This window comes from Rhodococcus sp. USK13, from assembly GCF_018343855.1.
GTDB classification, from domain to species: domain Bacteria; phylum Actinomycetota; class Actinomycetes; order Mycobacteriales; family Mycobacteriaceae; genus Rhodococcus_F; species Rhodococcus_F oxybenzonivorans.
In genome coordinates, this window is sequence record NZ_CP069242.1 from 3740262 (window position 1) to 3753100 (window position 12839).

Annotated in this window: 13 protein-coding genes; 10 read left to right on the forward strand and 3 right to left on the reverse strand. The window is 66.0% G+C overall.

Annotated elements, in window-relative coordinates:
• The first annotated feature begins 12 nt into the window (after positions 1-12).
• Positions 13-1062 (forward strand): patatin-like phospholipase family protein, encoded by a 1050-nt coding sequence (locus JQT59_RS19685; RefSeq protein WP_213571657.1) that lies wholly within the window; start codon positions 13-15, stop codon positions 1060-1062.
• On the opposite strand, the gene JQT59_RS19690 is transcribed toward JQT59_RS19685, so the two are convergent.
• Positions 1059-1433: an HAD family hydrolase gene (locus JQT59_RS19690; protein WP_213571658.1), complete on the reverse strand. Its 375-nt coding sequence runs from the start codon at positions 1431-1433 to the stop codon at positions 1059-1061. The genes JQT59_RS19685 and JQT59_RS19690 overlap by 4 nt on opposite strands.
• A gap of 298 nt (positions 1434-1731) precedes the next feature.
• Between JQT59_RS19690 and JQT59_RS19695 the strand changes: the two genes are divergently transcribed.
• From JQT59_RS19695 to JQT59_RS19710, 4 genes are all read left to right on the forward strand, one after another.
• Positions 1732-2088 carry a YraN family protein gene (locus tag JQT59_RS19695; protein ID WP_213571659.1) on the forward strand — a complete coding sequence of 119 codons (357 nt, stop codon included), beginning with the start codon at positions 1732-1734 and terminating at the stop codon, positions 2086-2088.
• Positions 2088-3596 carry a YifB family Mg chelatase-like AAA ATPase gene (locus JQT59_RS19700; RefSeq protein ID WP_213571660.1) on the forward strand — a complete coding sequence of 503 codons (1509 nt, stop codon included), beginning with the start codon at positions 2088-2090 and terminating at the stop codon, positions 3594-3596. The genes JQT59_RS19695 and JQT59_RS19700 overlap by 1 nt, the downstream gene beginning before the upstream one ends.
• Positions 3593-4768, forward strand: coding sequence for a DNA-processing protein DprA (gene dprA, locus JQT59_RS19705; protein WP_213571661.1), 1176 nt, complete (start codon positions 3593-3595; stop codon positions 4766-4768). Before JQT59_RS19700 ends, dprA begins: the two co-directional genes overlap by 4 nt.
• 348 nt (positions 4769-5116) lie before the next feature.
• On the forward strand, positions 5117-5896 hold the full coding sequence (locus JQT59_RS19710) for a siderophore-interacting protein (protein ID WP_213571662.1): 780 nt from the start codon (positions 5117-5119) through the stop codon (positions 5894-5896).
• Between the two features lie 15 nt (positions 5897-5911).
• Here the strand turns inward: JQT59_RS19710 and JQT59_RS19715 are convergent, their stop codons facing one another.
• Positions 5912-7081 (reverse strand): multidrug effflux MFS transporter, encoded by a 1170-nt coding sequence (locus JQT59_RS19715; RefSeq protein ID WP_213577899.1) that lies wholly within the window; start codon positions 7079-7081, stop codon positions 5912-5914.
• A gap of 85 nt (positions 7082-7166) precedes the next feature.
• Between JQT59_RS19715 and JQT59_RS19720 the strand changes: the two genes are divergently transcribed.
• Both JQT59_RS19720 and JQT59_RS19725 read left to right on the forward strand, forming a co-directional pair.
• The gene (locus tag JQT59_RS19720) at positions 7167-8093 is read left to right on the forward strand and encodes a tyrosine recombinase XerC (RefSeq protein WP_213571663.1); all 927 of its coding nucleotides are present in this window, start codon (positions 7167-7169) and stop codon (positions 8091-8093) included.
• 75 nt (positions 8094-8168) lie between these two features.
• On the forward strand, positions 8169-9242 hold the full coding sequence (locus tag JQT59_RS19725; RefSeq protein WP_249353683.1) for a MinD/ParA family ATP-binding protein: 1074 nt from the start codon (positions 8169-8171) through the stop codon (positions 9240-9242).
• A 9-nt stretch (positions 9243-9251) separates the two neighbouring features.
• On the opposite strand, the gene JQT59_RS19730 is transcribed toward JQT59_RS19725, so the two are convergent.
• Positions 9252-9776: a M23 family metallopeptidase gene (locus tag JQT59_RS19730; RefSeq protein ID WP_502939867.1), complete on the reverse strand. Its 525-nt coding sequence runs from the start codon at positions 9774-9776 to the stop codon at positions 9252-9254.
• Positions 9777-10108: 332 nt separating this feature from the next.
• On the opposite strand from JQT59_RS19730, the gene rpsB reads away from it, so the two are divergent.
• The 3 genes from rpsB to pyrH all read left to right on the forward strand — a co-directional run bounded on the left by rpsB (position 10109) and on the right by pyrH (position 12830).
• Entirely contained in the window at positions 10109-10987 is an 879-nt protein-coding gene (gene rpsB / locus JQT59_RS19735) for a 30S ribosomal protein S2 (RefSeq protein ID WP_208961341.1), read from the forward strand.
• A gap of 113 nt (positions 10988-11100) precedes the next feature.
• Positions 11101-11928: a translation elongation factor Ts gene (tsf, locus tag JQT59_RS19740; protein ID WP_109330921.1), complete on the forward strand. Its 828-nt coding sequence runs from the start codon at positions 11101-11103 to the stop codon at positions 11926-11928.
• 173 nt (positions 11929-12101) lie between these two features.
• The gene (gene pyrH, locus JQT59_RS19745; protein ID WP_109330919.1) at positions 12102-12830 is read left to right on the forward strand and encodes a UMP kinase; all 729 of its coding nucleotides are present in this window, start codon (positions 12102-12104) and stop codon (positions 12828-12830) included.
• The last annotated feature ends 9 nt before the right edge of the window (positions 12831-12839 follow it).

The window sequence follows — 12839 nt, forward strand, 5'->3', positions numbered from 1 at the left end:
TACGATCAGCCGATGGCCGAACAGAGGCGCGTTGCGCTCGCTCTGGGCAGCGGGGGAGCGCGCGGTTATGCGCACATCGGAGCGATTCAGGTGCTCGAGGAGCACGGTTTCGAGATCGTCGGGATTGCGGGGTCGTCCATGGGCGCTCTTGTCGGGGGTGTGTACGCGGCCGGAAAGCTCGACGACTTCACGCGCTGGGCGTTGAGCCTGACTCAGCTCGATGTGATGCGCCTGCTGGATCTGTCGGTCTCGGCTCCCGGTGCCATTCACGCGGAGAGAATTCTCCAGAGAGTTCGTGAGGTACTGGGCGAGGTCCGGATCGAGGACCTTCCTATTCCGTATACCGCGGTCGCGACCGATCTGGCAGCGGGACGATCGGTGTGGTTCCAGCGGGGGCCTGTCGACGCCGCGATCCGAGCATCGATCGCCATCCCCGGAGTTATCACGCCGTCCGTGCTCAATGGTCGCGTGCTTGCCGACGGCGGGGTGCTCGATCCGTTGCCCTTGGCCCCACTCGTGGCTGCGGGGCCGGCGCTCAGAATCGCGGTCAGCCTGGGTGCCGACGACAGGGAAAACCGGTCTCAGGCTCCCGAGAACGCGAGCGCGGACTCGCGACCTGTCGACGAGTGGCTCGCGAGGTTCCGCCGCAGTACTGCCCAGCTCCGTGAACTGGATATCATGCGATCGGTCGTCGGCCGATTCGGTACTGCCCATGCGGAGCTCGATTCGCTGGACGACACGGTCGAGGTGCCGGGCGGGGACAGCGTGAATGCGGGCGGGGCGATGGCTGTTCCCAAGTTCAGCCGATTCGCAGTGATGAACCGCTCGCTGGACATGATGCAGGCAACACTGGCTCGATACCAGCTCGCTGCGTACCCACCGGACGTCCTCGTCCGCATTCCGCGCACCGCATGTCGCAGTCTCGACTTCCATCGCGCGGCGGAGATGATCGAACTGGGTCGCGCCCGCACCGAAAGTGCTCTTGCTGACGCCGGACTGACTGCCACGGTCGAGGACTCTGCCGGCTTCACCGGATCGGACACCGGCATGTCGGGGACCTAGCCCCGCTCCGAACCGAGGTCGTACGTCGAGCCGTCCCGGCGAGTCACGCGCAGAGCGAGGATGCCGTGGGCGTTCATCATCCGGCACACGTCGTCGCGATCGTCGTAGAAGACGCTCACCCGTAGCTCCCGGCACTTGTCGAGTTTCAATTCGGGCGCTTGGCGCGGATGGTCGAACCTGACCTCGTACACCGGTATGGCGGTACTGAATCCCAGTGTTCGAACGTCACGTTCGACGGTGCCTGCGGTGCGATCCCCGACGGCGGAGATGATGACCACGTCGTGGCCGGCCGACCGATGCATGTCGGCGAGCTCGCGAAAATACTCGGGATAGTGGCTGATGACCTGCCAATAGTCGAATCCGACCACCATGGCGCCGACTCTCCTTCTCGTTCTCCGGTGCACGTTCTTTCGTCCAGCATTCCGCCCGGTGCGGTCGGCCGCCAGTGAAGTTCGAATCGTGAGCGTGTTTTCCGAGCTTGACACGATTGACCAGCGGTTCGAGTGCTGATCCGAGGCGTAGATCGCCTAGTTGTCCACAACCTGTGGTTGCTCCACAGGTCAATCTTTTCGACCAGTTCGCAGGGTCCCGCACGATTCGCCCGGCGGCACAGTGATGGAGGGGCGCGGTCCGCATCGGTGGACCGCCGGGGAGTCGACGGAGGCTGCGATGGCGCACAATCTTGCGCTCGGCGCACATGGGGAGGATCTGGCGGCCCGGTATCTCACCGATGCGGGTATGGAGATCGTCGACCGCAACTGGCGGTCGCGGTACGGGGAGGTCGATCTCGTTGCAGCAGAGGGTGACTGGCTCGTATTCGTCGAGGTGAAGACACGCCGCGGTCTCGGTTTCGGTAGCCCGGCCGAGGCGGTGACGTTTTCCAAGCAGCGAAGGATCCGATTGCTGGCGGTGGAATGGCTGCGCGACTCGGGCCGGCATTGGTCCCGGGTGCGGTTCGATGTCGTTGCGATCATGGTGAACCGTGCCGGGGAACCACAGATCGAGCATGTCCGGGACGCGTTTTGATGGCGCTGGGGCGCGCGCATTCGGTAGCGGTGACGGGGGTGGACGGTCAATTGGTGGAAATCGAGGCGGACATCGGACGCGGTCTTCCGGCCGTGCACCTCGTGGGACTCCCGGACACGGCGCTACAGGAGGCGCGCGACCGAATTCGCGCCGCCGTGACGAATTCGGGCGAACAGTGGCCGGATTCGAAGGTCATCCTGGCCTTGTCGCCGGCGACCTTGCCGAAAGTCGGGTCCGTATACGACCTCGCACTGGTGGCGGCGGTGCTCGATGCGGCCAAGCAGGTCAAGCGTGATCGGCTCCGTGAGACGGTACTGCTCGGCGAACTCGCGCTCGACGGCCGGCTCCGTGCGGTGCGCGGTGTGCTCCCAGCGGTGCTCGCGGCCAAGAACGCGGGATGGTCGACGGTCGTGGTACCCGTACAGACCTTGCCCGAGGCCGGGCTCGTCAGCGGGATCGAGGTCCTGGGCGCGCGTGATCTGCGGTCCGCTGTCGCATGGATGCGCGGCGAGTACGAACTCGAGTATCCCGAACCGACGGAGCGTCTGATTCAGCCTGTGCGCGGCGACCTCACCGAGGTGGTCGGTCAAGCGGAGGCGCGCTGGGCCATCGAAGTCGCCGCGGCCGGTGCGCACCACCTCATGCTCACCGGCCCACCCGGAGTCGGCAAAACGATGCTCGCACAGCGGCTTCCGGGCATACTGCCACCGCTGACCGAAGACGAATCGCTCGAGGTGACCGCGATTCACTCGGTGGCGGGCCTGCTGCCACCGGATAGGCCACTGATCGACGCCCCACCCTTCATCGCGCCACACCACACGGCTACGGTCAGCGCTCTCGTCGGCGGGGGCAGTGGCGTCGCGAGGCCGGGCGCCGTGAGTCGTGCACACCGGGGCGTGCTGTTTCTCGACGAATTCGCCGAAATCGGCACCAAGGTACTCGAGGCCCTTCGTACGCCCCTGGAGGACGGCGAGGTGCGGATCGCCCGCCGGGACGGTGTGGCGCGCTACCCCGCTCGTTTCCAGTTGATCCTCGCCGCGAACCCGTGTCCGTGTGCCCCGGCCCGTGAGGCCGACTGCATCTGCGCTCCGACGGCGAGGCGGCGGTATCTGGGGAAATTGTCGGGGCCGCTCCTCGATCGTGTGGACCTGCGTGTGCGGATGCAGGCGGTGGCGACCGGCGCGTTCATCGACGAGATCGGTGAGAGCACCGAAAACGTCCGCCGGCGGGTGGCCGATGCCCGCGCCGCGGCCGGGGAGCGCTGGTACGACCACGGTTGGCGTACCAACGCGGAGGTGCCGGGGCCGGCTCTGCGCCAGAAGTTCCGCTTGTCCCGGCCCGCACTCGCACCGGTGGAGCGTGCGCTGCAGAAGGGAATGATCACCGCGCGTGGCGCCGATCGGGCACTGCGGGTGGCATGGACGGTAGGCGATCTGGCCGGTCTCGCGATGCCCGGACCGGAGCAAGTGGTGACCGCCTTGGGATTTCGTGATCGGAGTTTTCAATGACTGTGGAGATCCGCGGCGGTACCGACAATCGGCCGGGTGCGCACGATCCGCGTCGGTTGGCCTGGGCCTATCTGTCGAAGGTGGTGCAAGGTCCGTGCCCGGCGCTGTCGCGACTCGTCGACGAGGTGGGACCGGAGGAGGCTGCGCGCGCGGTACGTGAACGGGATCTGTCGGAGTTGCTGGGGGAGAAGACTGTTGCGCGGGCGCACGTAGATACTGCTGCCCACGACCTCGATCTGGTGACCGGGATGGGTGGTCGGCTCATCACTCCCGACGACGACGAGTGGCCACAGTGGCGGCTACTCGGGTTCGACACTCTGTCGGCGTCGCGGGAGGACGGCGCGCCGTTTGCGCTGTGGGTGCTGGGTTCACGTTCGCTGACCGAGCTGACTGAACGCGCGATCTCTGTTGTGGGCACCCGCGCGGCGAGTGGCTACGGCGAACACGTCACTGCAGAGCTGGCGGGTGACCTCGCCGTCGACGGCTGGACCATTGTGTCGGGGGCGGCGTTCGGGATCGATGGCGCCGCGCATCGGGCGGCGTTGGGTGTCGGTGGTCTGACCGTGGCAGTGCTGGCATGCGGAGTGGACCGGGCGTATCCGGCCGGTCATGCCCGCTTGTTGCGCCAGATCGCGCAGAACGGCGCGGTGATCAGTGAGTATCCGCCGGGGACGACACCGGCGAAGTACCGATTCCTTGCCAGGAACCGGCTTGTGGCGAGTTTGTCCGACGGTGTCGTCGTGGTGGAGGCAGGGTGGCGCAGTGGTGCCCGGAACACGGCGAGTTGGGCGCGCAAGCTCGGGCGCCCGGTGATGGCGGTGCCGGGGCCGGTGACGTCGGTGTCCTCGACAGGGTGCAATCGCATGATCCGGGAGGGGGAGGCTCGTCTGGTGGCGAATGCGGTCGACGTGGTCGACGAGGCGGGTCCGATCGGGTTGCGTGCGGGAGTTGATGGTGATGTCGAACGCGATCTCGATGCCGTGCGTGCTCTCGACGGACTGTCGGGGGATGCATTGGTGGTGTATGAGGCGTTGCCGGCGCTCGGTGCCAGCGGAGTGCGAGAGCTGTCGGAGGCCTCCGGTATCGCGGTCGAGAAGGTGCGGGCGGTGCTGCCGATGCTCGAAATGGAAGGTTTCGTGGACTCCGGCGACACGGGGTGGTCGCGGCAGTGATGAAGATGGTCGGCGCTTCGTTCGGTGACGGGAAGCGCGAGTCGAAGCACCCGATCGGCTACGAGCTGAGGTACAACCTTCGTAGTGCTACCTCCCAATCGCAGACGAACCGGGCAAGGTTCGGGATCACGTAAGGAGTGAGACATGGGATCAGCGGGTGATCTGTGGCGGAACTTCGTCGCACACGTCTTGAGCTTGTTGATTGCGTCCGGCTCGTAGAGCCGAAAGCGGTGGGTCCGATCCTCTTCGGAACGGGTCGGAGTCCCGCTGTGCGAGGACGTTGGTTACCCCTCCTGTACCGTAGTTAGGTAAGACTAACCAACTTGATGTGTAGTGGAGAGGTGACGCATGGCCAAGCCGAGTGCCACATTGACCGTTCGCCGGACCGAGTGGCTGACCCCCCACATGGTTCGCGTTTTCCTGGGTGACCCAGGATTCGACAGCTTTGTGCCCAACGCGTTCACCGACGCCTACGCGAAGCTCGAGTTCGGCCCCAGCGAACAGCCCACGCTCCGCACATACACGATCCGCTCGGTGAACTCTGTCGAGCGCGAGATCGCCATCGACTTCGTGGTCCACGGCGATGCCGGCGTCGCAGGGCCGTGGGCGGCAGCCGCCACGGCGGGTGACACTGTGCGGCTTCGGGGTCCCGGCGGCGCCTTCGCTCCGGACACCGCGGCCGACTGGTACTTGTTCGCCGGCGACGAGACCGCGATCCCCGCCATCTCGGCGTCGGTCGAGAAGCTCGACGCGGCAGCGAAGGGTTACGTCTTCCTCGAGGTGGCAGGACCGGAAGACGAGGTCGGCTTCGACGCACCGGCAGGGGTCGACATAGCGTGGATACACCGCGGTGACACAGCAGACCGAATCGGTGACGACGCGTCCGGAGACAGCGCGCCCCTTATCGGGGCGGTGAAGAACGCCGACTGGTTGTCCGGCAATCCGCAGGTCTTCATCCACGGCGAAGCGCAGGCCGTCATGCACAATCTGCGGTCCTATGTGCGACACGAGCGCGGAGTGCCGGCCTCCTCCGCATCGATTTCCGGCTACTGGCGTCGCGGGCGCACCGAGGAAGGCTTCCGCGTGTGGAAGTCCGAACTCGCTGCCAGCGAGGGCGCCGCGCGCTGATCTTCGCGGCGGGCGTTACGCCGTGTGCGTCCGCCGCGTCAGCAGCACGAGCGCGAGCATCGCGATGGCGCCCGAGAGCGGAATCGCTACAGCCATCGGGACCGCGGTGGCGGGGCCGGCGACTCCGACCAGAGGGGAGACGAGTGCCGCCAACCCGAACTGACCAGCACCCAACAGGGCGGAACCAGTTCCCGATGCCTCGGTCACCTCGCCTTGAGCAAGCGCGGTCGCATTTCCCATGACGAACCCGAGGCTCGCCACCGAGACGAACAACGGAACCAGGAGCATCCACCACGACGGGGCATCGATCGTTGTCGCGGCGATGAGCAGTACCGCGCCGCCGACAAGCAGCACCGTAACCCCGAACCCGAGCAGCTGACGGGCGCGGAAAGTGCCGAGCAGGCGCGTGTTCGCGATCGCGGCAATCACCATGCCCGAAGCATTGATCGCAAACACGATGGAGAACTGGCCGGGGCTGAGCCCCAGCACGTTTTGAACGACGAAGGGTGAAGCGGAAATATAGGCGAAGAGTGCACCGAATCCGAAGATGAACGTCAACGCATAGCCGAGATACACGCGGTTGCCGACCACATACCGGAGATTCCGGGCGAGAGCCGCGAGACCGCCTCCATGCCTTTTCTCGACGGGAAGTGTTTCCGGCACGAGCGTGAGCACGCCGAGCACCATCACGAACCCTGCGCCGGCGAGCACCCAGAAGATTCCCCGCCAGCCGACCGGGCCCAGTAACGCTCCTCCGATCAGCGGAGCGATAACAGGCGCGACCCCGCCGATGATCATCATGATGCTGAAGAGCCGCGCGGCGTTGTCGCCGCGGGCGCGGTCCGCTATGCAGGCACGTGCGAGCACGATCGCGGCGCCACCACTGAGGCCCTGGAAAAGTCGTGCCGCGATCAGAGTCTGGACGCTCGGTGCCAGAGCACACACCATCGCTGCGATCGTCGTGACTACCGTGGCCGCGAGGAGAAGGCGTCGTCGACCCAGACCATCCGACAGCGGACCCACCACCAATTGGCCGATGCCGAGCCCGGCCATGAAGGTGGTGAGTGTGAGTTGAACACTGGGCGCCGACGTGCGCAGGCTCTCCGCCATGACGGGTAGTCCGGGGAGATACATGTCGGTGGCCAGCGGGGCGATCGCCGACAGCAATGCCAGCACACACAACATGGGAATGGAGATCGTTCGCTGCACGAATGAACTCTACCGGCGCGGCCGCTTGACTCGTCGTCCCCGCGCGGCGACTCTTGCCACCATGAGTACCGCCTTGCCGCCGCATCTCGAGACGGTACTCGACGAGTACGCGCGGCATCTCGGGCTCGAACGCGGACGCTCCCCGCACACGGTGAAGGCGTACCTCGCGGACGCGAGATCGCTGATGCACCACTGGCTGTCGACAGCGCCCGGCGCACAACTCGCGGAATTGGACATCCGGGTGCTGCGCTCGTGGCTGGCCGGCCAGTCTGCTGCGGGGGTCGCGCGCACGACACTCGCTCGGCGGACGTCGTCCGTGCGAAACTTCACAGCCTGGTTGTTACGTACGAGGCGAATCCCGCTCGACCCGGGCGCCAGGCTGGGCGCGGCGAAAGCGCACCGGACGTTGCCGGCGGTTCTGCGACAGTCGCAGGCCGCCGACGCCATGGACGCCGCGGAAACGGGTGCGCGGGAGCAGGACCCCCTTGCCCTGCGTGATCGCCTCATCGTCGAAATGCTCTACGCCACGGGTATTCGGGTCGGTGAACTGTGCGGGCTGGACCTCGGCTCGGTGGATCGCGAGCGGCGGCTGCTGCGTGTGATCGGCAAGGGCGACAAGGAAAGGTCTGTGCCGTACGGCAAGCCGGCGGCCGAGGCGGTGGACGCCTGGATGCATATCGGCCGTCCGGCTCTGGCGACCGAGGCGTCCGGGCAGGCATTGCTGCTCGGGAAGCGGGGGAGGCGGCTGAATCAACGTCAGGCGCGGACAGCCGTTCACGAGGTTCTGTCCGCCGTACCCGGTGCCCCCGACCTCGGTCCGCACGGACTCCGGCACACTGCGGCAACGCATCTGCTCGAAGGCGGAGCCGATTTGCGCGTGGTCCAGGAACTGCTCGGTCACGCGAGCCTGGCCACCACTCAGCTGTATACGCATGTGTCCGTGGCGAGGTTGCGCGCCGTGCACGATCAGGCGCATCCCCGCGCCTGAGCCCGTTTGGTAGCGTCGCTCCACGAATCTGCAGTTTTTCTGCACTATCCCGGGGGAATCGTGGACCGCGAAAACGTGACAGGGCCGCAGCCGGCGTGGCTGAACGACGGCGGCGAAGCACCGAGGGGGACCGCGGCTACGGATCCGTGGGGGCAACAGTCGTGGGACGAACGCCCTCCGGCGACGAGCCAGCATCAGATCAGCAACCAGGACCTGGTGGCGGATGCCCTGCTCAGGCGGCCGCGACGTGCCCCCGCCCGCGGGTGGCGGCGGGGTCTGCACCGGCTGACGGGCGGAACGCTGAATCCGGGGGAGTCCTCGGGGGAAGCGCGCGACGCCGCACTCCTCGCCCGTATTCGGCAACCGATTCAGGGGGATTACCGGATAGCGTTCCTGTCCCTCAAGGGCGGTGTCGGTAAGACGACGACCACCATCGGACTGGGCTCGACATTCGCGTCCTTGCGTGGAGACTGCGTCATCGCTGTCGACGCAAACCCCGACTTCGGGACGCTGGCGCAGCGGGTACCTCTTCAGACCCATTCGACGGTCCGCGATCTCATTGCGGCTGAGTCGACGATCCGCCGCTATTCGGATGTTCGCGCGCACACGTCGCAGGCGCCGAGTCGGCTCGAGGTGCTCGCGAGCGAACAGGACCCGGCCATCTCCGAGGCCTTCAGCGAGGACGACTACCGCCGCGTGATCGACATCCTGCAGGTGTACTACAACATCATCTTGACGGACTGCGGCACGGGCATCATGCACTCTGCGATGAACGGCGTTCTGCAACTGGCAAATTCGTTGGTTCTGGTCAGCTCGCCCGCGATCGACGGAGCGCGGAGCGCGGCGGCCACTCTCGACTGGCTGGGGCATCACGGTTACGGTCACCTCGTCTCCCGCACCGTCGTGGTGATCAGTGCCGCCAGGCCGGGGTCGTCCGGAATCGATATGACGGGACTGGCCAATCACTTCCTGCAGCGCTGCCGGGCTGTGAAGGTGGTGCCTTTCGACGAGCATCTCGCGGAGGGGTCGGTCGTCGATCTCGACCTCGTGCGACCGCAGACACGTCAGGCATTCGTCGAACTCGCGGCGATGGTGGCCGACGACTTCCCCGAGTCGGCTGGCCGGCACGCCGTCGCGGAATGGCGGTAACTCCCCGGATCACCGCGGAACGACGGGTTTCAGCCGTATCGGTGCCACCCGGACCAGACCCAACGGGTCGAGATAGACGCGGTCGCGGCGAAGACCCCAGTGCAGGCACGCGGCGACGGGCGCGATACAGCCCGGATGTCCGGGTTCGAGCGTGCCGAGCACGGTTCCCCTGCCTACCCGGAGACCGGCGGTGACGCGGGCGGTGACCGGTTCGTACGTGGTGCGTAGCCCACCGTGGTGGTCGACGGACACGACGGGTTTGCCGGCCACCGTGCCGGCGAATACCACTACCCCTTCCCCCGCAGAGAGCACCGCTTGATCGGGCACGCCGCCCAGATCGACGCCGCGGTGACCGGGAAGCCAGTCGTGCTCCGGATTGTCGAACACCCGGACGACGCGTGGTCGTGGGTGGAGCGGCCAATCGAACTCCGCGGTGGGAGCCGCGTCGGCGGGCGTGGCGGCGACGACCGAGGCACACAGCACGGTGGCGACGGCGACTGTCGACACCAGCGTCCGAAGAGTTGTACCGATCATCGTCACGGCTCGAACCATGCCGCAGTCCGGAGACCCGAACCCGGCGCCCGGGGAATCTGTGGACAGGTCCGGGTCGATCCACAGATGCGCGGGCACCACTTGCGCGACGGGCGCGTGTGTGCCCGGGAGACGGCACGGTTAGGGCGAACGCCACCGAGGCCGTACACTGATCGAGCGGTCTGTGCTCGCACAGTCCGACTTCGCGCGCCCGCGCAGGTTATCGGCCATCGGCTGGTCTCGCATCTCGGTGTGAGTTCCGGTGGTCACGGGCGTCAGGGCACAGCATCACCGATGCTGTGCATCAACCGGCAATGAAAGAGAGATACACAGCCATGGCTGTTGTAACAATGAAGCAGCTGCTCGACAGCGGCACACACTTCGGTCACCAGACCCGTCGCTGGAACCCGAAGATGAAGCGATTCATCTTCACCGACCGCAACGGCATCTACATCATCGACTTGCAGCAGACGCTGACGTACATCGACAAGGCGTACGAATTCGTCAAGGAGACCGTTGCCCACGGCGGCACCGTTCTCTTCGTCGGCACCAAGAAGCAGGCCCAGGAGTCCATCGCGGCCGAGGCCACTCGCGTCGGGATGCCCTACGTCAACCAGCGTTGGCTCGGCGGCATGCTCACCAACTTCACCACCGTCCACAAGCGTCTGCTCCGCCTCAAGGAACTCGAGTCGATGGAGCAGAGCGGTGGCTTCGAGGGACGCACCAAGAAGGAAATCCTCATGCTCACGCGTGAGATGACCAAGCTGGACCGCACCCTCGGCGGTATCCGCGACATGGCCAAGGTTCCTTCCGCGGTGTGGGTCGTCGACACCAACAAGGAGCACCTGGCGGTTGCCGAGGCTCGCAAGCTCAACATCCCGGTCATCGCGATCCTGGACACGAACTGCGACCCCGACCTCGTCGACTACCCGATCCCGGGTAACGACGACGCCATCCGCAGTGCCGCGCTCCTCACCAAGGTCGTCGCTTCCGCAGTGGCCGAGGGAGTGCAGGCCCGTGCCGGACTGAGCGCCGACAAGGACGCGAAGCCCGAGGCCGGCGCCGGTGAGCCCCTCGCCGAGTGGGAGCAGGAACTGCTGTCCCAGGCGACCCCCGCGGACGAGGCCGCTGCCGCTCCGGCAGCCGAAGCTCCCGCAGCCGAAGCTCCCGCAGCCGAAGCTCCCGCAGCAGAGGCACCGGCCACCGAGGCCTGATCCGATGACAACGGCCCTGACCAGAAGCTCGAGTGGTCAGGGCCGTTTCACGGTCTGCACCGAGTACTACCCTGACTTACGTCCCGACAGACATATGAGGAGGCTCGCTCACCATGGCGAACTACACCGCCGCTGACGTCAAGCGGCTCCGCGAGCTGACCGGCTCCGGAATGATGGCCTGTAAGAACGCCCTCGCCGAGGCCGACGGCGACTTCGACAAGGCTGTCGAGCAGCTGCGCATCAAGGGTGCCAAGGATGTGGGTAAGCGTGCGGAGCGCACCACGGCCGAGGGCCTGGTCGTTGCCAAGGACGGCGTCCTGCTCGAGATCAACTGCGAGACGGACTTCGTCGCCAAGAACGAAGACTTCCTGAAGTTGGCCGAGTCGATCGTTTCGGTCGCCGCCGCGGAGAAGCCCGCCGACATCGACGCCCTCAAGGCCCTCGAGCTCGACGGCAAGACTGTCGACACCGTCGTGCAGGAACAGTCCGCGAAGATCGGTGAGAAGCTCGAACTGAGCAAGATCGCGTCCTTCGACGGTCCCGTTGCCGTCTATCTGCACAAGCGCAGTGCGGACTTGCCGCCCGCCGTCGGCGTTCTCGTCGAGTACACCGGCGAAGGCGACGCTGCGGCCGAGGCCGCTCGCGCCGCAGCCATGCAGGTTGCCGCGCTCAAGGCCAAGTACGTGACGCGCGACGAGGTCCCCGAGGACATCGTCGCCAACGAGCGCCACATCGCCGAAGAGACCGCCCGCGCGGAGGGCAAGCCCGAGCAGGCGCTGCCGAAGATCATCGAAGGCCGTGTCAACGGGTACTTCAAGGACGTCGTGCTGACCGAGCAGTCCTCGGTTCAGGATTCCAAGAAGTCCGTGAAGGCGATCCTCGACGAGGCCGGCGTGACGATCAAGCGCTTCGTGCGTTTCGAGGTCGGTTCTTCGAGCTAGTCGTGTCAATCGTATGACCCCGTCGGACGAGTGCGCTCGCCCGGCGGGGTCTACGTGTGCCGCCCCTTCCTCGATGAGGCAGGATGAGGATGGCCGTCTGTAGGTGTCGAGCCGGCCCGTCGGTCCGCTCGGCTGTAGTGGAACCGACGAGTGCGGATGAACCGAGGAGAGCAATGTCCGAACCAGCCAGCGAACGTCCAGGATTTCATCGAGTCCTTCTCAAACTCGGTGGCGAAATGTTCGGTGGCGGAAAGGTCGGCCTGGACCCTGACGTGGTGACCAAGGTCGCCGAACAGATCGCCGGAGTCGTGCGGTCCGGCGTGCAGGTGGCGGTAGTGATAGGCGGCGGAAACTTCTTCCGTGGTGCCGAACTGCAGCAGCGAGGCCTCGACCGTGCTCGTTCCGACTACATGGGCATGCTCGGCACCGTGATGAATTGCCTTGCACTCCAGGATTTCCTGGAGAAGGAAGGCGTCGACAGCCGCGTGCAGACAGCGATCACCATGGGGCAGGTGGCCGAGCCGTACATCCCGCTGCGCGCGCAGCGTCATCTCGAGAAGGGGCGCGTCGTGATCTTCGGGGCGGGGATGGGAATGCCGTATTTCTCGACCGACACCACGGCTGCCCAGCGGGCTCTCGAGATCGGCGCCGAGGTGGTGCTGATGGCGAAGGCGGTCGACGGCGTATTCACGGCGGACCCCAATCTCGACCCCACCGCGACGATGTACACGCAGATCACCCACCGCGAGGTCATCGAACAGGGACTCAAGGTGGCCGATGCGACCGCATTCAGTCTCTGCATGGACAACGAAATGCCGATCATGGTGTTCAATCTGCTCACCGAGGGCAATATTGCCAGGGCAGTATCTGGTGAGAAGATCGGAACGCTCGTCAAGTCATGACGAATCGAT